General features: G+C 58.2%; 26 protein-coding genes. 2 read left to right on the top strand and 24 right to left on the bottom strand.

Annotated elements, in window-relative coordinates:
• From BG52_RS15435 to BG52_RS10230, 23 genes are all read right to left on the bottom strand, one after another.
• On the bottom strand, window positions 1–519 hold a 519-nt coding region (locus tag BG52_RS15435), incomplete at its 3' end, for an amidase (protein ID WP_397310962.1).
• A 38-nt stretch (window positions 520–557) separates the two neighbouring features.
• Window positions 558–845: an Asp-tRNA(Asn)/Glu-tRNA(Gln) amidotransferase subunit GatC gene (gene gatC / locus BG52_RS10320; RefSeq protein WP_036584344.1), complete on the bottom strand. Its 288-nt coding sequence runs from the start codon at window positions 843–845 to the stop codon at window positions 558–560.
• 429 nt (window positions 846–1,274) lie between these two features.
• On the bottom strand, window positions 1,275–1,658 hold the full coding sequence (locus BG52_RS10315) for a hypothetical protein (RefSeq protein WP_036584347.1): 384 nt from the start codon (window positions 1,656–1,658) through the stop codon (window positions 1,275–1,277).
• Window positions 1,659–2,190: 532 nt separating this feature from the next.
• Window positions 2,191–3,399, bottom strand: a complete 1,209-nt coding sequence (locus BG52_RS10310) for a M24 family metallopeptidase (RefSeq protein ID WP_051602312.1) — start codon at window positions 3,397–3,399, stop codon at window positions 2,191–2,193.
• A gap of 84 nt (window positions 3,400–3,483) precedes the next feature.
• The gene (locus tag BG52_RS10305; protein WP_036584350.1) at window positions 3,484–3,972 is read right to left on the bottom strand and encodes a hypothetical protein; all 489 of its coding nucleotides are present in this window, start codon (window positions 3,970–3,972) and stop codon (window positions 3,484–3,486) included.
• A gap of 200 nt (window positions 3,973–4,172) precedes the next feature.
• Window positions 4,173–4,598, bottom strand: a complete 426-nt coding sequence (locus BG52_RS10300; RefSeq protein ID WP_036584352.1) for a hypothetical protein — start codon at window positions 4,596–4,598, stop codon at window positions 4,173–4,175.
• Window positions 4,595–4,741 (bottom strand): hypothetical protein, encoded by a 147-nt coding sequence (locus BG52_RS16135; RefSeq protein WP_190287523.1) that lies wholly within the window; start codon window positions 4,739–4,741, stop codon window positions 4,595–4,597. The genes BG52_RS10300 and BG52_RS16135 overlap by 4 nt, the downstream gene beginning before the upstream one ends.
• 29 nt (window positions 4,742–4,770) lie before the next feature.
• Window positions 4,771–4,920 (bottom strand): hypothetical protein, encoded by a 150-nt coding sequence (locus BG52_RS16130; protein WP_190287522.1) that lies wholly within the window; start codon window positions 4,918–4,920, stop codon window positions 4,771–4,773.
• A gap of 24 nt (window positions 4,921–4,944) precedes the next feature.
• A complete protein-coding gene (locus BG52_RS10295; protein ID WP_223298983.1) occupies window positions 4,945–5,847 on the bottom strand; it encodes a hypothetical protein in 903 nt (300 codons plus the stop codon).
• Between the two features lie 37 nt (window positions 5,848–5,884).
• A complete protein-coding gene (locus BG52_RS10290; protein WP_051588002.1) occupies window positions 5,885–6,850 on the bottom strand; it encodes a type II secretion system F family protein in 966 nt (321 codons plus the stop codon).
• The gene (locus BG52_RS10285) at window positions 6,844–8,193 is read right to left on the bottom strand and encodes an ATPase, T2SS/T4P/T4SS family (RefSeq protein WP_036584355.1); all 1,350 of its coding nucleotides are present in this window, start codon (window positions 8,191–8,193) and stop codon (window positions 6,844–6,846) included. The genes BG52_RS10290 and BG52_RS10285 overlap by 7 nt, the downstream gene beginning before the upstream one ends.
• On the bottom strand, window positions 8,190–9,032 hold the full coding sequence (locus BG52_RS10280; RefSeq protein ID WP_036584358.1) for a CpaE/TadZ family protein: 843 nt from the start codon (window positions 9,030–9,032) through the stop codon (window positions 8,190–8,192). The genes BG52_RS10285 and BG52_RS10280 overlap by 4 nt, the downstream gene beginning before the upstream one ends.
• Window positions 9,029–9,751 carry an SAF domain-containing protein gene (locus tag BG52_RS10275; RefSeq protein ID WP_036584360.1) on the bottom strand — a complete coding sequence of 241 codons (723 nt, stop codon included), beginning with the start codon at window positions 9,749–9,751 and terminating at the stop codon, window positions 9,029–9,031. Before BG52_RS10275 ends, BG52_RS10280 begins: the two co-directional genes overlap by 4 nt.
• Window positions 9,752–10,071: 320 nt before the next feature.
• Window positions 10,072–10,422, bottom strand: coding sequence for a type II toxin-antitoxin system PemK/MazF family toxin (locus BG52_RS10270; RefSeq protein WP_036584363.1), 351 nt, complete (start codon window positions 10,420–10,422; stop codon window positions 10,072–10,074).
• Window positions 10,423–10,426: 4 nt separating this feature from the next.
• Window positions 10,427–10,708 carry a CopG family ribbon-helix-helix protein gene (locus BG52_RS10265; RefSeq protein WP_036584366.1) on the bottom strand — a complete coding sequence of 94 codons (282 nt, stop codon included), beginning with the start codon at window positions 10,706–10,708 and terminating at the stop codon, window positions 10,427–10,429.
• Between the two features lie 264 nt (window positions 10,709–10,972).
• Complete coding sequence (gene alr, locus BG52_RS10260; protein ID WP_036584368.1) at window positions 10,973–12,166, bottom strand: alanine racemase; 1,194 nt, start codon at window positions 12,164–12,166, stop codon at window positions 10,973–10,975.
• Between the two features lie 203 nt (window positions 12,167–12,369).
• Window positions 12,370–13,659, bottom strand: coding sequence for a DUF4367 domain-containing protein (locus BG52_RS10255; RefSeq protein ID WP_036584371.1), 1,290 nt, complete (start codon window positions 13,657–13,659; stop codon window positions 12,370–12,372).
• Between the two features lie 165 nt (window positions 13,660–13,824).
• Window positions 13,825–14,904, bottom strand: a complete 1,080-nt coding sequence (locus tag BG52_RS10250) for a CobW family GTP-binding protein (protein ID WP_051587995.1) — start codon at window positions 14,902–14,904, stop codon at window positions 13,825–13,827.
• 69 nt (window positions 14,905–14,973) lie between these two features.
• Entirely contained in the window at window positions 14,974–15,783 is an 810-nt protein-coding gene (gene nadE, locus BG52_RS10245) for an ammonia-dependent NAD(+) synthetase (protein WP_036584373.1), read from the bottom strand.
• Window positions 15,784–15,796: 13 nt separating this feature from the next.
• On the bottom strand, window positions 15,797–16,231 hold the full coding sequence (locus BG52_RS10240; RefSeq protein WP_036584375.1) for a BrxA/BrxB family bacilliredoxin: 435 nt from the start codon (window positions 16,229–16,231) through the stop codon (window positions 15,797–15,799).
• A 123-nt stretch (window positions 16,232–16,354) separates the two neighbouring features.
• Window positions 16,355–16,777 (bottom strand): DUF3905 domain-containing protein, encoded by a 423-nt coding sequence (locus tag BG52_RS10235; RefSeq protein ID WP_036584378.1) that lies wholly within the window; start codon window positions 16,775–16,777, stop codon window positions 16,355–16,357.
• A 14-nt stretch (window positions 16,778–16,791) separates the two neighbouring features.
• Window positions 16,792–16,944 carry a hypothetical protein gene (locus BG52_RS16125; RefSeq protein WP_190287521.1) on the bottom strand — a complete coding sequence of 51 codons (153 nt, stop codon included), beginning with the start codon at window positions 16,942–16,944 and terminating at the stop codon, window positions 16,792–16,794.
• Window positions 16,945–16,990: 46 nt separating this feature from the next.
• Window positions 16,991–17,590 (bottom strand): hypothetical protein, encoded by a 600-nt coding sequence (locus BG52_RS10230; RefSeq protein ID WP_036584381.1) that lies wholly within the window; start codon window positions 17,588–17,590, stop codon window positions 16,991–16,993.
• 493 nt (window positions 17,591–18,083) lie between these two features.
• On the opposite strand from BG52_RS10230, the gene BG52_RS10225 reads away from it, so the two are divergent.
• On the top strand, window positions 18,084–19,415 hold the full coding sequence (locus BG52_RS10225) for an IS4 family transposase (RefSeq protein ID WP_036667212.1): 1,332 nt from the start codon (window positions 18,084–18,086) through the stop codon (window positions 19,413–19,415).
• 51 nt (window positions 19,416–19,466) lie between these two features.
• On the opposite strand, the gene BG52_RS10220 is transcribed toward BG52_RS10225, so the two are convergent.
• Window positions 19,467–20,354, bottom strand: a complete 888-nt coding sequence (locus BG52_RS10220) for an alpha/beta hydrolase (protein ID WP_223298982.1) — start codon at window positions 20,352–20,354, stop codon at window positions 19,467–19,469.
• Window positions 20,355–20,573: 219 nt separating this feature from the next.
• On the opposite strand from BG52_RS10220, the gene BG52_RS10215 reads away from it, so the two are divergent.
• On the top strand, window positions 20,574–21,444 hold an 871-nt coding region (locus BG52_RS10215), incomplete at its 3' end, for an aminoacetone oxidase family FAD-binding enzyme (protein WP_036667211.1).

The following is a 21,444-nucleotide window of genomic DNA, read 5'->3' as shown; positions in this document are numbered from 1 at the left end:
CGAGCCGCCGGTGTCGGAGCCGAGCGCGAAATACACTTGTCTTGCCGCAACCGTCGCCGCCGAGCCGCCGCTCGAGCCGCCCGGCACCCGCTCCGTGTTCCACGGGTTGTACGACGGATGGAAGCCGGAATTCTCGTTGGAGCCGCCCATTGCGAACTCGTCCATGTTGAGCTTGCCGATCGTTACCGATTGTGCCGCTTTCAGCTTTTTCGTCACCGTGGCGTCGAAAATCGGATTGTAGTTGCGCAGGAATTGGCTGGCGCACGTCGTGAGCAGTCCTTCCGTGACGATGTTGTCCTTGATGCCGGCCGGCAAGCCGAAAAGCAAGCCGCGGTCGCCGCCCGCCTGCAGCGTCTTATCCAGCTCCGCCGCCTGCTTGCGCGCGTTCTCCTCATCCAAGGTAATGAACGCCCGAACCTTCGGCTCCGTCTCCGCGATCCGGCGGTACGACTCGTCGACCAGATCGGTAACGGTCAATTGTTTATTGTTCAGTTGATTATGCAAATCCTGCAGGCGCATATCAAAAGCTGCCAACAGCGGTTCCCCCCTTCACTAAGTTACTCCAGCACCGCCGGCACGCGGAATTGGCCGTCTTCTTCGTCCGGCGCATTCTTCATCACTTGCTCGACCGGCCACGACGGGCGCTTCGCATCCTCGCGCATAACGTTCGTGATCGGCAGAACATGGCTGGTCGGCTGAACATCGGTCGTATCCAGCTCGTTCAGCTTTTCCGCATATTTCAGGATCGCGTTCAGCTGCCCGGTGAAAACCTCTTTCTCCTTGGCGGACAGCTCGAGCCGCGCCAGATTGGCGACATGCTCAACATCCTTGATCGTGATGGTCATCGCTTGCGTTACCTCCTCTTTGCTCAATCGCTCATTCTTTCCATTATAGCCTACAGCCCGTCCGCAACTCAATGCGCATTCCACTTTACAAGCGATCCCGCGGGGGCCGTCACACGACTTCCCCTATCCGCCTTCCGCCAACAGCGCTTGCATGCCGAATGACGCTCAAGAGACAGTTTTATCCGATTCCCGGCCGATAACCGGATAATGTCCCTTTCATTCCGCCGGATTCGGCGATTATCATGCCACCGCACGGAAATAGAAGGAGATTTCCCGGAAGCTGTTTCTATTCAGATACCGGGTTTCATTTTAATGGAGAATTCCCCATTATGAAGGGCGCGCTCGCGCTTTTGCCCACCCGCAGCAACGAACTCCGCCTCAAACAAAAAAGCGTCTTTCCGGCTTCCCGGAAAAACGCCCCGCGTTCGATCAGATCCATGCCTTCAGGTTGATCTGCTTGATGAAATCCTCGCGTGTCTGCACCTCGTTCACGCTGTCCTCAAGCGCTTCTGCGAGCTCTTCGTCGCCGTTCATGATGCGCCGGAACAGCTCCTCGTTGTGCGTTGCCAGTGCGAAATCGATCAGGGCCTCCCGCTCCACGCGGTCCGCTTCCTCACGAAGCAGTCTTTCCTCAAGCTCCAGATCGTCGGCCGGTACGAAAAAGTTTTTGTTTGCCTTCGGCACCCGAATAATATAATCGAATGCATTGTCCGCATTACGATCGTAGGCGATGACATAAGCATGCTCTCCGATCGGTAAATTTTGTTCGAACTGATCCGCCACAATGACGATTTTCTGGCCAAGCTTGAACATCGCTCTCGCCCCCCACAACCGTACCTATAAGTCTTGCAGCTTTGCAGCATGATGTAAGTCTTGTAGGCCTATGACTCTATCCTACAAAAAAATAGAGTCCGGCGCAAATCGAAGTTTGCGAGAGTCGAGCGAGGGCCGCTTGGCTAACGCGCCGAGCCGCCGGAGTATCCGGCTGCGGCGGCTTTGTGTCCCGCCCGTCCTTCGGCTCCAACTGCGCGCCGATCAACTTTTGCGCGTCTTGCGCGTCCGCCACCTCTTGCTCCTGCTGCGTCCCCGCCAGCTCTTGCCCCCGCTTACGCGCCCCGTTGCCATGCTCGCTCTGCTCCTTTCCAACCGTTTCATGCCATTGTGCAAACTTCGACTAGTTCATCCCGGACGACACGGCAAAAATCCGGTATCCGCAGGCGGCTTATGCCGTGTTGCAAATACCGGACTCAAGGGAATGGGCCGAGGACCGGTAGATCCCGGACTCAGCAGGTATACTTCCCGATGTTTTTTGCGCCGAGCGAAAATTTCGCTGTCTCCATCATGATCATGGCACAACAATTAGCTGTTCGGATGAACGCGTGAGCGTGAGCGGCCTGCCGGCAGTCACAGCGTAGCAGTTCTCGATCCCAACGACTCCAACATTCTGAAACGTGAACTTTGGTTCTACTGCGAGCACCATACCGGACGCCAGCGGGATGTCGAATCCTTTAGCCAATACCGGCCACTCGTCCACCTCAAGTCCGATACCGTGGCCGAGAAAGCGAACGCGGTCCGCACCGAAGCCCATGAAGTGGTCGGCTAACCCTGCGTCCTTCGCTAAACGCAGCGCCTCCTCGTACAGCGCTGCCGAGGGCGTTCCCGGTACGAGCAGCTCCTCCGCGCGGCGAATGATTCGTTCCGCGACGGCGTACGCAGCTGCAAGCTTCTCCGGCAGTTCTCCAATAACGGCGGTCCGCGTCTGGTCGATCAGATACCCGTCGATACAGCAGCCGACGTCCAGCAGAATCGGCTCGTTGCGGGCGAACGGCTTGCGGCTCACGCTTTGCGGCACGGCCGGACCCAGCCCCCGGCCTCCGGCCGGACCGTCGAAAAGAGTCGGCTCCGCAGCCGCCGCGCCGGAGCCTACCATGCCGGTAAGCACCTCCATGTTATAGGCGCGCATACGCATCACGCCAATGTGGCCGCGCCGACGAATCTCGTACTCATAGCGGGCCATCCACTCCAGCTCGGTAACACCCTCGCGAAGCTCGTTCAGCGATTCCTCGAGCGCTTCAGCGGTCACCGATGCGGCGGCCGATATGCGCTCAATTTCCCACACAGACTTGACCATCCGAAGCCGCCGCATCACAGAGGCTCCGTCGGTAATCCGTACGCCGATGGACGCAAACAGTTCGGCCAGCTTTATGTACGTTTGCGCAGGCAACGCATCGAGCGGCGTCCCCACCCGCACGGATTCTCCTTGAGACAGAAACGGGTAATCGGCTGCCAACGTCGCTGCGAACGAACGAAACGCTCCGAGCTCGACTGTCCGGATGCGCGACTCACGACGGGCACGCTCCAAGCTCCGCCGAATATATAACGCCGGTTCACCTTCCGCTGGCACAAACGCATAGCCGGCTTGCATCGTGCCGGTCAAATAATAAAGGTCGGTGCTTTGCGTGACAAGCAACCCGTCCACGCCTTCTTCCCGCAGCATGGCTTGCAAACTGACAATCCGCGCCGCCGATTCCTCCACCGGTAAAAGCTCATACATGAAGCATACCTCCGAATCGATGTAATCCTGCGACCAGTGTACCATCGCAAATGCTTCAGCGCCATACCGCAACGCTTCCGAATTTCAAACCGCCGCAACCGTTTCGGCCGCCCCTTTGATTGCCCATTCGATCGGCTCGAGCATCGCAAACACGCGAGGATTGCGCACACGGACAATCAGCACGACACCCGGCTTCCGGAGCGTCACCTCATAATCGTACGCCTCATTCCTGTATGTATAGGGGAAAAACTCGCCCTCGTTCACGATCCGGAAGACGAGCACCTCCACCCGGTCGCGAAGGCGAGTGCCTGGCAGAGGCACACCGTTCCGATCAATCCGCAGGTTGGCCTGCAGGTACGCGAGAGCGGCCGCTTCAGCCGCTTGCGGATCGATGCGGACCACTCCGTTCGCCAATGCCTCCATATCCAGCCGTTGCGCCGCCGCATGCACGGCGCGGTTAACCGCATGTTTCCCGTAAAACAATGTGCGCATTGCCAGTTCCCCGTCGAACTGCAGCGTCTGCATCATCATCCAGACGACGGACAGCATCGTCAGCAGAAGCAGCTTATACATCCGATCTTATTCACCCTCTTCCGTTCATCAGCCTCTGGCTTTAATCCGTTCCGCCATCACCTGCCCGTTAAAATATACCTGTCCAGTCCATTTTTCTGCGCGCATCCGTGACCGTATCCGCCGCCTATGCCGCGCAACCCCCGGACCACCCGCCATCTGGGAGCCGCCATAAGCGCATGAACCCAACGACTGGCGCTCGCTTACGGCACATATTCGCTCATTTTCATGCCATAGGCGCTGATCCTGGCACTATCGTCCGGAAGTGTAAGCCCGATCAGCCGATCGATATTGAGCAGCCCTTCATACGGATAGCGAATCGTTAGCTCAAGACCCGTTCCGCGTAACAACGGCGCGGCCGGATTATCCGCCGGTGCTCCGGTAGTTGAAGCGGCCACATACTCAACCGCCTCCGGCCTGAGACCGTAGCTCGCCAGCCGAAGCCTTGACGATGCCGTCATCTCCGCGTCGATGTACCCGTGATCGCCGTTCGCCCCGACTTCCAGCAGATAATCGACCTCCTTCTCAAGCACAGCTTGACGGACGATCAGCACATGCTTATAGATCGGCGAAAACATAAGCCAGCAAAGCGTTGTCGCAAACAGAATAAAGATAAGCAGCGACTTCACGGGCTAAGCCTCCCTATCGACTCTGCCATCGCACTGCCTGAACGCCCCAGCTGCGCTTTTGTACCGTTCTCCCCCTCGGCAATTGAGGTGTACAACAATACGGCCGTCACCAGCAGCATCACCGTCATCAATATAGCCTTCATCAACCTGCCCCCTCTCTGGCCGAAGATGTCTACGGATTCAGAGCGCCGATCCGGCTGTTCGCGGCGTTTCCCTGCATTTGGATTTGTGCCTGCGTCCCCGTGCCGTCTTGGGCGATAACCGCGTTGAACAAAAGCACCGCCACCACAAGCAGCATCACGGTCATTAAAATATTGCGCATCGTCATTCCCCCCAAAAAATACTTTTACGAATTCAACGACTGAAACAGCTTCTGCCCTTCCTGTACCCAGGGATAAATAAAAATCTGAAACGTATAAAGGATTGGCGCGCCCGCGAACACAAACAGCGCATACGATGCGGATTCCTTACGGCTCTCCCTGGCGAGCTCCAGCTTAATCTTGTAGTCTGCGACCCGCTCCTTCAGCAAATCGTAATAGGCCTCATCCTCGTGCAGCCGCAGCGCTTCGATCGTCTCTGCGAACCCGGCTCCCTCCGGCGTTCCGATCCGCAGCTTAAACCGCCGGATCGCGTCTCCCGCATCGTGGTACCATTCACCCAGCAGGCGCTGCAGATCGGATCGGATCACCGTCGTGTACGGTACGGAGCGCATCAGCTTCACATGGAGATTCATCGAGGTGCCGGCAAAATAAAGCAGCTGGCTGCTGACGGCATTCAACTCTCTCATAATCCGCTGTCCCCGATATTGCCGAAAAGCCTCCAGCAGCGGCTTGTCGCGCCAGCAGACCGTCGCGGCAAGCAGGAATACGGCCGTGAGCGCCATCGGAGGCAGCCCAAGAGCCGACAGAAACCCCGTAGACAACGCCGCAGATGTCCCGGCCGAGCCGAGCACCAGCACCGCGGCACGGCGGGCAAGCGCATAAATCGCGGCATCGGCGGTGAAGCCGCAGCCTGCCAGCAGCGATTCGCGTTCCCGAAAGGAAGGGCTGTTCCGGGACAGGCCTCCGATGCGCAGCCACCGATCCGGAATAAGCCGACCGCTTCCGCTTCCATCCTCCGAGGTCAGATGCGCCCACCGCGGTCTCCGTTCGAGCACCGCCTTCAGCAGCGCAGTTACGGCAATGAAGCCGAAACCGAATTGAGCCGTCAGCACACCTCCCATAACAAGCCGAAATAATGCTTCATTCACTCGCAAGTCTCCTCTCTGAAGTCAACCGACCGGCCTCTCACATTTTTTTGCGTGATAGATAGAGCCCCATCACGAAAGAACCGAATATCAGCGCAAGCGCGTTGAGCAGCATGTCCCTTCCCTTCGGGTCAAGCACGTAGTACGCATAGGCGTTGTCCGGATTGTAATAAAAGTTAATTCCGAGGAAGAGCGCCAGGAACAAAATCGGCGAAAAGTTGGCCAACCGGATCTCAAGCAGCCGGTTGCGCTCGAGCTGATTGGCGCGCTGCGCCTGGCGCATATCATCGATCAGCCGCTTCAGGCTGTCGGCTGCCGGACAGCCCTCCGCAAGCGCAACGCGCAAAATATTCGCGAAGTAGTCGCCCCAAATATGACCCAGCGCCGCCGAAAAAATCCGCAGGCTCGCCTCATCGTCGCCTTTCACGGATAGATTCCGGTAAAGCTGTTCAAATACAGGCTGCATCGGGCCAAGCATCCGCCGTTCCTCGACCGTCCGCTGCAAAGCATTCCGAATCTGCTTGCCGCCGCTTATCATATAGCATTGGTAGAACAGCTCGACGGCGGGCAGAAACTCCAGCCGGATCAGCAATTGCCGCTGCGTAAGCACCATGCGCAGCATCAAATACGGCATACCGCCGGCCAGTGCTGCCATCAATAGCGCTCCTTTCGGGCTTTGTATGAACAGTGCTCCAGCCGCAAATCCGGTAATGAGCAGCATAAGGGACAGGACGAGAAAGCTCGACGGATTAACCTGCCAACGGATACTTTCCAGCAGCACTCCCAGATGGCCATAAGGCCTCTCAAAGCGGGCCGCGAGCCTGTCCAGCCTGACTCTCCAGCCTTCCCGCCGGCGGTAGTGCAATCGGGTCGCCGTTTCCCCATATGTTCCATACAAGCGCAGCAGCCGCTCGATGGCCACGAAAGACAGCACATACAAGGCGGCCACGGCGGCCGTCACGCGCCAATCGGCAATCCGCCAAACCTCCGTCCACGCGTTCAGCATGTCGGAGCCCCCTGCCGGATCTGCCAGCTATCCGAACGCGGATCGTACCGTGCCCAATCATCCACGACGATCCCGCCGTCCCGCCAAGCGTACCTCCCGATTCGAACGATTCGACGGCGGCCGTTCACCGTCCGCATTTCGATGCCGACCTGCGCGACGTACGCGGCTATCCGTTTCGCCAGCCGCTCCGGGTTCATGGCGCGCCCGTCCAGCATGCACATATCCGTGACCGCTTCCGGCACATCCTCCAATGTGTTGGCGTGCACGGTCGTCATACTGCCCGCGTGTCCCCGGGTGCAAGCCCGGACATAAATGTTCGCGTCCTCGTCCCGGATCTCGGCATGAACAATTCGGTGCGGAGATTGGCGGAGTGCCAGCTTGAACGCCTGGGCGGACTTATGCAGCGGGTCCTCCTCGTCGGTTTCATACTCAATCACGTTCTTATCCGGAAACTCCCTGCGCAGCATCAACTCGAATCGGCCTTCAATCGTCACGATCCGCTCTTCGTCGGGAACCTCGGCGAGCAATGCTTTCAGGAGGTGGGTTTTACCGGAATTCGTCGGGCCGATTACGACCAGATTCAGCCTCGCCGACAGCACGCCAAGCAACAAACGGCGGACGGCATCGTCCATCGTGCCGAATGCAGGCTCGCATAATGCGGCCAGCGAGAAACGCTTCACGGTATAGAAGCGGATCGTCAGCGTCGGCTCCGCCGTAAAGCCGAAGCCGGTCATCGTCACGCGTGCGCCGTCGCTTAGCGACACCTCCGCCCACCGCTTGCGCGGATTGATCCGGTCGTTGTTGAACAGGACCAGATTCTGCTGAATCCGCTCGACGTCCGCCACCGTGGAAAAACGATAGGTTGAAGCCGTCGTCAGCCCTTCCCGCACCTCGTAAATGCGCGTGCCTACCACCTGGATTTCCTCCAGGCCTTCTTTATCCTGCAGCACGAGCTCCAGCACGTTCAAGCCGATCACCTCCGCGAACAGCGCCTCCGCCAGACTTCCATAGGGATGGCTGTAATCCGGCAGGCGGTGCACCCGCTTGCGCATGAGCCGGTCCGAGATGACCGCCAGCAGCTCCGACCGCTCCTTCGGGAAGCCGAGCACCGCCCGGTTCAGCCGCTCGCTGTAGCTCCTGCGTTCTTCCTCCGTCATGCCGCGCGGCGCGGCCAAATAACTGCGGACATCCTCTGCGAGCTTGTGAAAATCGGTCGGTGCGCCCACGGGATGCCCCCCGTCCGGCAGCGTGCCGGGCTCCTCCGGCAGCGCCAGCCGCAGCTTGGCCGCATAGTCCGACGGCGAGAAACGCGCTGGGCTGCCCGGCTGTCCGCCGCCGCTCACAGGCCGACTCCGTTGCGGTGAGCCAGCAGCTTCCGATACCAGGGCTGCACCGCGGCCGGCCGGCCGAAGCGGACGCCGTGCCGGCTCATCAGCCGCTCGGCGGCAGACGCCATCGCTTGTTTGCCTGCCTCGTCCCGGGTGAGCCATTCATCCAGCCTCCCGCTGTCCAAATGAGCGAAAAGCGGCTCCGTCAAGCGTAAATCCCCGAGCGGGGAAAGTCCGGTTTCTTTCTGCACGTCCTTCATCGAAAACCCTCCGTTTCTCCAAGGCGGTTGTACGATTACCAGATCATAGGCTTCCGCCGGTACGCCGAACAAGGGCGAGGACTGGCCAAGCCAATGTCTGCCATCCTCCTGAAAATGGGACAAGGCGGGCGTCGTCACCGCGATCCGGCTGTCCGCCCGGCGCAAGGCCGTAACGGTTGCCGCATTGTCCCAATAAGCGCTGAGGTCGGCAACGGTCATGCCGAACGCCTGACGGGCCGTATCAAGCAAGTGCTCCATCTCTTCCGGCCCGAAAAACTCCGCCTGATCACGCAGCATATTGCCGAACAAAATATGCACGCGGGGGAATGCCTGCGATCGAAATGCCGCCAGCTTCAGCTTCTCCGGTGACAAGCTGCGGGCCTGCAGCTCCGGACGCAAGCGGTCGAGCGTGACCGCCGGCTTCTCGACCCGCAGGTACCGATGAAGCTTCGAGCTTTTCAGGTTCAGGCACAGATAAGCAACCGGCTGCCCGCTTGTCTCCGCTATGCGGACGGCTGAAGCGAATGCGGCCAGTGTGGTGCCGATGTTCGGGGTCGTCCCCGTAAAGGCGATTAGAGGGGATATGCTGCTCACGAGCGGTTCATCTCCGTCCGTTCGGATATCGGCGATTCAGAACTGAACGCCACGACCAGCCTGGCCTTGCCGTTCTTGCATAAGCCATCGATGCGCAGCCATTGCTCCTCGGTCAGATTCAAATTCACGGCGTCAATTGTCCCGTTGGCGTCCCTGCGCGAAGCGTACATCCGCTCCCGGTTGCCGCTCGCCATCGACAGCAAATTTGAATTCTGAGGATCATCGATTTCCAGATTGGCGGAGGTTTTCACCGATGCCACGGTGATCGGCGCATCGAAAAGCCTCGCCGAAACGGTCCCCTCGCCGGACACGTACAAAAGCACCCGGTCACCCGCCCGAATGCCGCTCGAGATCGACAGCACGTAGGCTTTCGGAATTTGAAACGTCGATTCGTCGCGTTTCGGCAGCAGCCGGAAACGATCCAGCTTCCAATCCAGAATCGGCTCCCCCTCCCCGATCGGTATGGCGGTTTCCAGCCCTGCAGCCTGATCCAGGCTCCGCAGCATGCCCGGTTCAACGGACGCCTTGGCGACGGTCTTCCATCCGAGATCCTTCTCCGTCAGCCGCTCACCCGCCGAAATAAAGCGGACCGGCACAACTACGCGCACCGTTTCTTGCAAATCGATTTGCCTCAGCTGCAGCTCATAAACGCCGTACACCAGCGCGGCAGCCATCGCGGCTGCCGTAAGGCTCACTACCAGATTGCGTTTTTTGTTCACGTAATCTCCTCCCGGGCAACAAAAAAGAACGCAGCAATGGGCCGTAGCCCTTTGCATGCGTTCTTCGCATCGCGCAGATATCATCGAAATATTCGTGCTATAGTCATGAGTCTACCAAAATTTCCAGCCCTTGTCCATACATTCGCAGAAAATTTTGTCATTTCCCCGCAGCCGGTGTCGAATTAAGACAGAGCGCCGTCATTTGTTCGATCAGACTGGCGGTATAAGCCTCGGCGTCATGACCCCGGGCAGCGCCGTCGGCTTTTTCGGGCTAACAAAAAGAACCGACACCGTCGGCTCCCCCGTCTTCCTATGCCTCTTTAAAAATCAATCAGTCCTACGCTGATTTGCAGCGAATCGTCGACCTTGCGCATTGTTTCATCGTCCAAATGCGTAATTTTGTCGGTCAACCGCTGTTTGTCGATCGTGCGAATCTGCTCAAGCAAGATGACCGAATCCCGGTCGAAGCCATGCGTCTCCGCGTCGATCTCGACGTGGGTCGGCAGCTTCGCCTTCTGAATTTGCGCCGTGATCGCCGCCACTATGACCGTAGGGCTGAAGCGGTTGCCGATGTCATTCTGAATGACCAACACGGGACGTACGCCACCCTGCTCCGATCCGACGACCGGTGATAAATCCGCAAAAAACACATCGCCGCGTTTAACGATCAAAGCTCTACACCCCGCTTACGAGACGTCCGAGCGTACTGTCGGCATCTTCCTCCGCATGAAAGGCTTCCGAAGCCATGTTAAGATTGATCTTCGCCATTTCCAGATATCCGCGCTGCATGGACTCGCGGATTTGCCGCTTCTTCCGTTCAATGAGGTACAGCTTCATGGCCTGTCGGATGAATTCGCTGCGGTTCGAATTTTCGCGAGCTACGATACCGTCCACCTCCTGCAATAAGTGATCCGGCAAACTGATCATGATTCGTTTCGTGTTCTGCACATTGGCCAAGAAAAACGCACCCCCAAAACATTTCCAAAAAACGCTGTTACCAGTATGTCGTTTACCGGGAACGAATATACACCAATATACTATGCGCCCGGTACAGCTTATATGCTATATCGGCATTCACACTCAGATCCATGACAGTGAAACCTGCATACTGTATTCGCCCCGTGAGGGACAAAACCTTCCTGACGTCACATTAATTTTTTGTCGAAAAATGGTCCGGCAGCCGTCCGGCGGCTGCCCCATCGGGCAAAAATAGCGCAACCGCTACGTCAGCGGGTTCGTGACGGATACCGCCCGTCCGTCGCGAACGTATACGCGCGGCACGCGAGCCGCCAGCATACAGGTTACCTCATAGTTGATCGTACCCAGCTTCGCACCGATGTCCTCGGCGGAAATCACCTCGTCGCCCTGGCATCCGAGCAGCACGACCTCCTCCCCGGCCTCGACCGGTCCGGAGGCTCCGAAACCCCGCGCATCTGCGGCCGGATCGAGAGCGATCATGCACTGGTCCATACAGATCGTGCCGAGCACCGGTACCCGCACGCCGCGTACGAGCGCCTCGGCTTTACCCGTCAGCATGCGGCTGAACCCGTCCGCATAACCGATCGGCAGCGTGCCGATCCGTTCGTTGCCCTTCGTCACATACTTCGCGCCGTAGCTGATGCCCCAGCCGGGAGGCGCGGTTTTGGTCATCACGATCTCGGTCTTCAACGACATGACCGGCTGCAGTTCGAACCGCCGTTTGTTCACTTCCTCGGACGGATATAAGCCGTACATGCCGATGCCGAGGCGCAGCATGCCGCCCGCCCACTCCGGCGTGTCGATGCCTGCCGCGCTGTTCGCGGCGTGTATGACCGGAATCGGCAAATCATGCTTTTTCACATAATCGACGACGTCGGTAAACCGGTCGTATTGCAGCCTTGTGTACGTTTTATCGCATTCGTCGGCCTTCGCAAAGTGCGTGAACAGCCCTTCGATTTCGAGCCCGGGAGTGCAAAGCGCCCGTTCGATGAAGGCCGCCGCCCCCTGCTCGGGAAGAACGCCAAGCCGTCCCATGCCGGTATCGATTTTGATATGCGCTTTGAGCGGCGGAACGCCGGCGCCGGCCGATTGCGCGGCCGCTTCCAGGGCGTCCTCGCGGAAAAGCGCCACCGAGATGCCGAGCTCCCGGGCCAGCGCGAAGCCGGACGGCGGAACATAGCCGAGCACAAGAACCGGCGTGGCGATCCCGGCCCGCCTGAGCTGTACGGCCTCGTCCAAAAAAGCGACGCCCAAATAATCGGCGCCGCTTGCCGCCGCTTCCGCCGCGATCTCCACGGCGCCGTGACCATAAGCGTTCGCCTTCACCGAAGCCATCAGAAGCGTGCCTGCCGGCATGGCCGACCGGAATGCTTCTATGTTACAGCGCAACGCATCGAGCGAAATCTCTGCTCGGGTCGGACGGTAGTAAGCGTCCATGCTGTCTCACCTTCGCTTTCTCCCTGAAACCCAATAGACTTATGGTAAACAATTTCGTATCGGGCTGTCAATGAACAGGGAGACCCGTTTCGTTGGTAATGAGTGGGCGCGAGCTGACGACGTCGACGAACAAAATCCCCGAAAAGGGGCAAGCTCGGAAGCTTGCGACGTTTGCTTTTCGGGGATCGGGAATCGCCTGTCGGTTATTTGTCCAGCTCGCTCATGACCGACTGCGCAATTTTAACCATTTCGTCCTCAGGCAGCGAAGCGCTCGTCAGACGATAGGCGTAGCCATCGTAAGTCCACGTGAGCGTCTGCTGCTCCTCGCCGCTCATCTGGCCGACCGTAAAGCCGAGGTCAACCATAAATCCGGGCGTGTAGGAAGCCGCCTGATCGCGCGGCTTCGATTGAATGAGCGTGTAATCATAGGTGCCCGTGAAGCGCATCCATACGGTCTTCGTTCCGCCTTCCGTCACCTCGTCCATATCCTTCAAGGCGACGCCCTCCGGAAAATACGACGGCTGCATAACGGTAAAATCGGTTTGTCCGGCATCCGCGCTGTCCGCACCGTTCTTCGCGCCGTCTTCAGCCGGAACGTTGCCGTCCGTCGCTTCGTTCGGATCGTTCGCCTGGCCGTCGGTCGCCTTGTTCCCCGCACCGTCCGGCTCGGGCACGCTGCCGTCGGTCGCTTCATTCTGCACACCGTTCCCGTCCGGCACATAACCGTCCGTTTGACGGTCCTCGGCGCCCGCGTCGTCAGGCACCTGGCCGTCGGTTTGCGGGTTTTCCGCTCCGTCCGCGCCATTCACGCCATTTTCCGGCTGCGCCGAGCTCGGTTGGTCGGTTTGCGGCGACGGCTGCTGCACACCCATGTTGTAAGCCATGTCAAACGCTTTGGGGTCGAATTTCGCATCGAATTTAAATTCGTTGAATTGAACTTGGACCATGACGTTGGCGTTCGAATCGCTCACCTCGACGCGCTGCGGCGCATAGGTTTGTTTGTTCAGCCAAATTTTCTGCCGCGCGAGCGAGCCGTTATTATAGTTGGCCATGACGTCGAATACGTAGGCTTCCTTATCGGAAACGAACTGGCGGGAATTGTCCACCAGAATGCTCTGCACGAGCGTCTGGTACAAGTAGACCTGCCCCTGGTTCTGCGGCCAATCGCTCTGGAAACGGAAGCTTTTGTTCAGCTTCGGCGTGAGGACGAATACGCCTTCCTCGTTGCGGAGGACGATCTGCGTAATATCCTTTTTGGCGTTCGTGAGCGCGATCCGATAATTTTGCGGCTTCTGGTACCAAACCTCAACCTGGTATTCCAACGGCTGCTGTCCGGTATAAAGAGTCATCGTCCCGCTTCCCTGGTAGCTCTCCAGCCCCCCGACTACTTTATCCAAATCCTTGACCACCGACTCCGCGTTCTTCACCCCGCACCCCGCGATCAGGATCGAGATGCCAACGACGATTGCCGCCAACCGCATCATGCGACGCATGAGATCATCCCCTCTGCACAGTGTTTTTCCAACTGGTAACATGTCTATGAGGGAACTTGACCAAATATGCAGACTAGCATGACGAACCAGGCAATCCATTATGGCGGTCATTGGCAAGAGCAGGCCGCTCCGTCCGATGGGAAAGGCTATCCGGAAGCTACTCGTTCAGGGAGCCGGCGGGTTCTCCAGCTCCGTCAAATCGCGGCGCAGAGATGTTTCGGGCATATTTTCACCGATGAATACAGCGACGTCGTTCACCTTGCCCTGCGGTGTGATCCGAAGAAAGTCGGTTTCCCGGTAGGCGTATTGAAAGAGGAAGCGTCCCCCCGCCGTATCGGCAAATGTGACGATGCCTTTAGCCCGGTATACGTTGTCGGGCAGCGCGGCAAGAAACGCTTCGAACGCCTCGCTGTCAATCGGCTGCGCGAAATAATGCGTCAACGCCACGACGTGTCCGTGCGATCCGTGCTGCTCGATCCGGCCGTGCCGGCCTTGTCCCCGCAGCGGACGGGTGACGCCTCCAACGGATCCGCCTGTCGGCAGCTGCACGCCGGCCGGGGAAGCTGAGCTCGGCTCCTCCACGATGCCGGCAGAGGCGGGAGCGCCAGGCGCATCGAAAGATGCCAGATCGACCGTGCAGCGTACCGACGCTTCAAGCGGCGCGTGCGCATTCCATTCCCTTACCGTCTGCTCGACGTGCACCAGTTCATCGGGCGCGAGCCGGTCCGCTTTGTTGACGATCAGCCGCGTCGCGCATCGAATTTGATCCCGCATCAGCTTGTAGGTCCGGCCTTTGCCGCGGGCGGCTTGCGCGAGTAACCCGGGACCGTCGACAACGGCGGTAACGGAGCGCAGCTCGATTCGGTCGTAGAATGCGGCCTCGGTAATACCGTCGATTATCTCCAATGGATTAGCCGCCCCGGTTGATTCGATCAGAATGACTTCGGGGCGGTACCGCTCCATCAGGTTGTGGATTTCAAGCCCGAGATCACCCCGGCTCGTACAGCAGATACATCCGCCGAGCAGCTCGCTCATCGGTACCTCGCCGTCTACAAGCTGCCCGTCCAGATTGACGTCGCCCAGCTCGTTCATAATGACCGCCGCTTGGCGGCCGGTCTCCCGGTAATAGTCGAGCAGCCGGGTCAGCAGCGTCGTCTTTCCGCTTCCCAGAAAACCGGTCAACAGATGAACGGGCACGATCGCGTCGCCTGACCGGCTGCCGGGTGAAACTGAATAGTTCGGCATTCAAAACAAACCTCCCTGCAAGCGCAAAACAGCCCCCGGCGGGGGCTGTCTCCACTTTATCCCGATACGTTAAATGCCCGGAATCGGCTGACGTTTATGTGCGGTGATCCGGTACTTCTGCTCCAGCTTCTGTGCGACGGCCGGATCAATCGTCTTGCCCTCCAGATAATCGCTGTTGTCCTCGTATCTGATGCCGAGCTCGCCTTCGTCGGTTTGCCCTTCCCATAAACCCGCGCTTGGCGCTTTGTCGAGCACGCTCTTCGGCACGCCGAGCGAGGCGGCCAACTGCCGGACCTGCCGCTTGTTGAGCGAGCTGAGCGGCGTAATGTCCACCGCACCGTCGCCCCATTTCGTGAAAAAGCCGGTGATCGCCTCGGACGCATGATCCGTGCCGACCACAAGCAGATTGAGATCGAACGCCAGCGCGTATTGAACGACCATCCGCGTCCGCGCCTTAATGTTGCCCTTGCCGCCGCGGCTCAAGTGACGGGGCATACCCATGTTCTTATAGGCCTGCTCGACCTCAAGCGTCATCTCCGTAACGGCGTCCTCGATATTCGTCTCAGCCTTGTATTTTAGTTGAAAAGCTTCCGCGGTCGCATAGCTGTCGGCGATGTCCGATTGGTCGCCGTGGGGCTGAAACACGCCGAGCGTCATATATTCCTTGCCGCTCTCCCGCGTCAGCTCGTCGGTTGCCCGCTTGCACAGACCGGTCGCGACGGCGCTGTCGATCCCGCCGCTGATGGCGATCAGCAATCCGGAAGTGTTCGATTCGAGCATGTACTGCTTTAGAAAATCGACCCGTTTGCGGATTTCCTCCTCGACGTTGATTTCCGGCTTAACGCCAAGCTTTGCAATGATTTCCTGCTGCAGACTCATACTCGTTTCCCCCTTATCGGCAGAACCGGTCGAATGCGCCCTGCAGATCGGATGCAATATCCTGTGCCGAACGGTTCTCGATTTGGTGGCGCTCGATAAAATGGACAAGCTCCCCGTCCTTGAATAACGCGATGGACGGAGAAGACGGCGGATACGGTGCGAAATATTCGCGCGCTTTGGCGGTCGCTTCTTTATCCTGACCGGCAAATACAGTAAACAAGTGATCCGGCTTCACGTCATGCTGCAGAGCAGCGGCAACGCCCGGACGGCACTGCCCGGCAGCGCAGCCGCACACGGAGTTGACGACGACGAGCGCCGTTCCCTTCGCTTCCGGAAGCTTCGCCTCCACGTCCTCAGGCGTACGCAATTCCTCGATACCGAGCCGAGTGAGATCGTCCCTCATCGGTTGAACCATATCCAACATGTATCGCTCAAAAGACATCGACATACCGTAATCACTCCTCAATGTTCAAGAATCAGATCGTTTGATCCTATTATACATCGGCTTCTCGCGAAAGCAAAACCCGCCGGGCCAAGCCGACTCCCGCCGCACATGAAGAAGCAACCGGCCTTAACGCTCCGGTTGCTCCTTCGTGTGCGGCGAATCGTCGACGCGCGGCCGATTCGCCTCATAGGCGGCATCCTTGTCGGGATGCATGAAAATGCCGGCTTCCGGCGGAATGCCCTTCTCGAACAGGTCGCGGTTCTCTTCCGTCTGGAAGCCGATATCCTTGTAAGGGTGCACCCATTCATCGCCGCTCATGACCGCCGGATCGGTCTCCGTGGACCACGATTCAAGCGGCGATTCCGGCGAAGCATACAAATGATCGCCGATCACCACGCCGTGCACATTCACAAAAGCGCCGCGGGGCTCCTGCGCTTGGCGAAACTGAGGCAGAAATTCAATCTCGTAAGGATCGAGCTCCGGGTCGTCGCGCAATGCGTTGCGGTCCGGTTGCCGCCGATCCCCGTTCGGCATCGGTTTGCGGCTCATCGCCATCCCCCCCGTCAGACGGACGGACGGTTCGGGCCGTCGAGCCGCTTGTCGTAAGACGAGGTGCCCGAACGAGCGGCCCCGTCTTTTCTGTTGCCCGATTTGCTCGGGCCTTCGTAGGTTTCCGAATCGGATTCGCGTTTGTTCCCGCGCTCTTGTGCAGCCACATGTACCGCCTCCTTCCGAGGCTAGTATGCGCCGTCAACGCCAATCTTATCCTGCATTTTCCTTGCGGCGATCAAGCAGAACGCCAGACAGCGCCAGCATAACGAACAGCCACTGCCGGCCGGCCAGACCGGCATAGTCGCCCGGCGGCGCTCCGGGCGGCGCCGCGATGAAAAGGCTGAGCGCAAGTGCGCCCGCTCCAACCGAGTAACAGAACAGAACCGCGTAGCCTCCCGCTTCCCTCCGGCCGTCTGCAGCAGGTCGCCGGAGCAGCGCAGCCGTCACGCCAAGGCAAAGCAAGGCGTAACCCCATCGATAATCGGCTGCGGACAGCAGATTCCAAGCCGCCAGCCCCGCCGCCGCGCCCGGCGCCAGCGCATCCAGCGTCCGACGCAGTGACAGGCCGCGCCGCCTTGCCGCCACCCACAAGTACACGAACGCCGCGACAGCGCCCGCTGCAGCTTCGGACTCGTCGCCCGACGTGATCAACAGCATAAGCGGCTGTTGCCAAATCAGCGAGGGTTGCCTCCATACGATTCCGAATTTCCAGACGAGGATGACCACAAGAGCAGCGGTTGTAAAAAGATCCATCCACGGCCCCTGCCTCTCATTCGGCGCCTGACGCACCCACAGCAGGACTGCTGCCATACCTATCCCCGCCGACAAAGCGACGGCGACTAGAATTCCATTAAGGCTGATGCTGCCGATTGTCAAAGCCTCCGGCACGCTATCCCCCCCCCCCNNGTCCGCTTATTCAGGCTTTACGGAACGCAACGATAAACGTCGTTCCCTAGCCGTCGACCATGGCGACGTCGACTTTTCCGTTATGGCTCTCCGCGATGCTCATTCAAAGCGGAAGGCCGATGCCGCCCGCCGAGCATAAATACAAGCCGAACCGTGACCGATAAAATCAGCGTTAGAATAACAGATGAAAGAGGGCCGCCGTACACCACGGATAAACCGGATGTTACGCTTACAAGCAGCGGTATGCGGTTATATTATACCGGAAGCAACGCCAAAAAGTTGGAGTAAAATGTGATCTGCCACATATCCTCATACTCCCCGTTCCGTCGACAACAGGCTAATTCCGATTAAAACACAGATATTCTGTATTTACAATCTCAACTTTAGCAGAGCGAAAGTGGGCTCGAATGAAATCAAACCAGCCTTCAAAGAACTGAAAGTGCTACAACACTTGAAAACAGCAGGTTTCAAGAAGAAGTTCGGTTTTACCTGCTCGTTTTTATTCCAGCTTGTCTTTGTGCTCTTGTTCCATCACAAGAACTGGTTTCGTCTACTGGAAAGCGAGAAAGCTGAATCGTTTCCTGGCAAGGATGCGGTCTATCGATTCCTTAATCATAGCGGCTATGCATGGCGTCGGTTTCTGTCATTGCTTAGTGCCTCCACCATTAACAAGATTCAGCCGCTGACAGGAGTTAATCGTGTATCCGTATTTGTGATTGACGACTCTATGTTCGAACGCAATCGCAGCAAAGCAGTAGAGTTGCTTTCCAGATTTAAAGACCACGCGACGGGTTGCTACTACAAAGGATTTCGGATGCTCACGCTGGGCTGGTCGGATGGGCATACGTTTATCCCGGTGGACTTCTCCTTGCTCGCTTCTATCAAGTCGCAAGTGAACGGCATCATGCAAGCGATTGACAAGCGAACGTCCGGATACAAGCGGCGGGTCGAGGCTTTGCTGCCAGCCCCTGAAGTCTTTCCGGCTATGATTGATCGTGCGCTTTCGGCTGGTGTACAGGCTTCATACGTGCTCATGGACAGTTGGTTCACTCATGCTCCATTAATCCAAGCCATGCTTGATCGCGGTCTGGATGTGATCGGCATGGTCAAAGCGGACAAGAAGCGATATCTTGTTGGCGGACGCCGTTTATCCCTACAAGAGCTTTACTTTGAGGCTATCCCCGTTCTAGGAAAGAGTAAGGGGATCTTGCGTTCCATTCGTACCGAGCTATCTCCGGGGATTACGGTCACAATGGTCTTTGTGCGCCACCGTTCGAAGAAGAAAGAATGGCTTGCGATTCTGTGCACCGACTGCACGCTTCCCGAAGAAGAAATCATCCGGATCTACGGAATTCGTTGGGACATTGAAGTGTTCTTCAAGTGTGCTAAATCTTTGCTGCGTCTACAGAAGGAGTTTCAAGGTCGCTCTTATGATTTGCTAATCAGCCATACTACGATTGTCTTTTCCCGTTACATATTGCTGGCATGGCAACATCGACAGAGTACTGATAACCGTACATTAGGCGGCTTATTTCATTTGCTCTGCGATGAAGTTAGCCAATTAGATTGGGCAATTGCTTTAAGACAACTCATTGAATTGATCGAGGATGTCGCCAAGAAAACCAGTAAGAAGATCACAACGCTCATTCAGACACAACTCCAGCAGTGGATTGCCGGTCTGCCCAGCTACATCAAGGCTTATCTGCCAATTTCAGGATGCGAAAGTTGAGTTACAATCAATTGTTTCGAATCCCTGATGCAAGCGCAGATCCTCCCGAACTCATCCGCTTTCTGTGCTATCGGGTTGCTCGCAACAGTCCCCGCGTCCGCTCCGGGCTCTCACCCATTCGCCGATGAAGGCCAGCACCCGTTCGGCCTCCCGGTCATGATGCAATTCGTGATAGCCGCCTTCCCACGCGACGAATTCGCACCGCTGCCCTGCCCGTTCAGCCGTTTCCCGGCTGGCTGCGAATGACGTTACACGGTCTTCGGTGCCGTGCAGAATCAGAGTCGGAACGTTCAAGGCCCCCGCCTCCGCGACCGAACGGCAACCCTCGTCCATTATGGAGAAGAACAGTTCCGAAGACACCCTGGTATGCATCAGTTCATCGTACGAATCCCGCCGGGATTGCTCGCCGTTGCGGTAAAGCGCACCGCTGTCCAGCCCCGTCGACATGGTCATCGAGGGAAGCAGTCTGCCGATCAGACGGCCGATGGCCAATTTCCACCACGGCGGATTGAAGGCCAATCGAAGCCAGGGGCTCGATAGAATCAATCCGTCGATAGCGGGTCGATGGCGGAGCGCGCAGCTTAGAGCCACATTGCCTCCCATGCTGTGTCCGTACAGAAACAGCGGCCTCCCCGGGAAGCGCGCGGAGGCGGCAAGCAGAAGCAGGACCGCATCGTCGGTCATATTCCGAACCGAAGCATGGCCTCTTTTGCCTTGAGAGCGGCCATGTCCCCTGTGATCGAGCGCGAAGACGGCGGCTCCCCTGCCGGTCAAGGCCTCAGCCACGACGGCGTAACGTCCGCCGTGTTCCCCGATGCCGTGGACGATACAGACGACCGACTCCGACTCGCCTGCGGCTGGCAGCGCAAGCGAGACATGAAGCGCCGCTCCATCCGCCGCATGCAGCATAAACGTTTCTTGCCAAACCCGACCGTTCATCCCTCGCACGCCCCTTGTTCCTTCCAGCTCCCAACCCCACTGCCGAGCCAGACCGTATGTTATGCTTCATTTATATATTAGGATTATCCTTTAAGCGGCGCGGATCTGTAAACCCATCCCATACGAATTTAGAAAAATGTCTGCTTTCGCGACCGGAATCTGGCTATTCCCGGCGTTTCGGTTACAATAAACGATAAAAGCACGCGAGGAGATATGTGAATGTTGTATGATGTCATCGTCGTTGGCGGAGGCCCGTCCGGGCTGATGGCCTGCATCGCCGCCAGCCGGCAGGGAGGCCGCGTTCTGCTGGTGGACAAAGGGGACAAGCTCGGTCGCAAGCTCGGCATCTCGGGCGGAGGGCGCTGCAATGTGACCAACGTGAAGGAAATGGACGAGCTGATCAAGCATATTCCGGGCAATGGCCGCTTTCTTTACAGCGCCCTGTCCAACTTCGGCAGCAAAGAAATCATCGATTTCTTCGAAGGGTTGGGCATCCGGTTGAAGGAGGAGGATAACGGCCGTATGTTTCCGGTATCGGACAAAGCATCAAGCGTCGTGAATGCGCTGATCGGCCAGGTCCGCAAGCAGGGCGTCGAAATCAGAACAGACAGCCCCGTTCGCGAAGTGCTGTTCGATAACGGCCGGGCGGCCGGCGTTCGTTTGGCGACAGGCGAGGTCATCCATGGCGCATCCGTCATCCTCGCCGTCGGCGGAAAATCGGTTCCGAAAACAGGCTCGACCGGGGACGGCTACCCGTGGGCTGCTCAAGCGGGGCATACGATCACGGAGCTGTATCCCACCGAAGTGCCGCTCACCTCGGACGAGCCGTGGATCCGAGACCGAGAGCTGCAAGGCGTATCGCTGCGCGATGTCGCGCTGACCGTCTGGAATGCGAAGGGGAAAAAGGTCGTCACGCACGAGGGCGATATGATCTTCACCCATTTCGGCCTCTCCGGTCCCGCCGCGCTGCGGTGCAGCCAATTCGTCGTAAAAGCTCTCCGTCAATCCGGCGCCGATCATGTCGCCGTAACGATCGATTTGATGCCGGGTCAGTCGGCGGACGAGGTTTACGCCGCCACGATGAGGCTTG

The organism is Paenibacillus darwinianus (assembly GCF_000598065.1).
Lineage (GTDB): Bacteria > Bacillota > Bacilli > Paenibacillales > Paenibacillaceae > Paenibacillus_I > Paenibacillus_I darwinianus.
The sequence above is the reverse complement of the archived record's forward strand: the minus strand, read 5'-3'. Positions and strand labels throughout refer to the sequence as shown.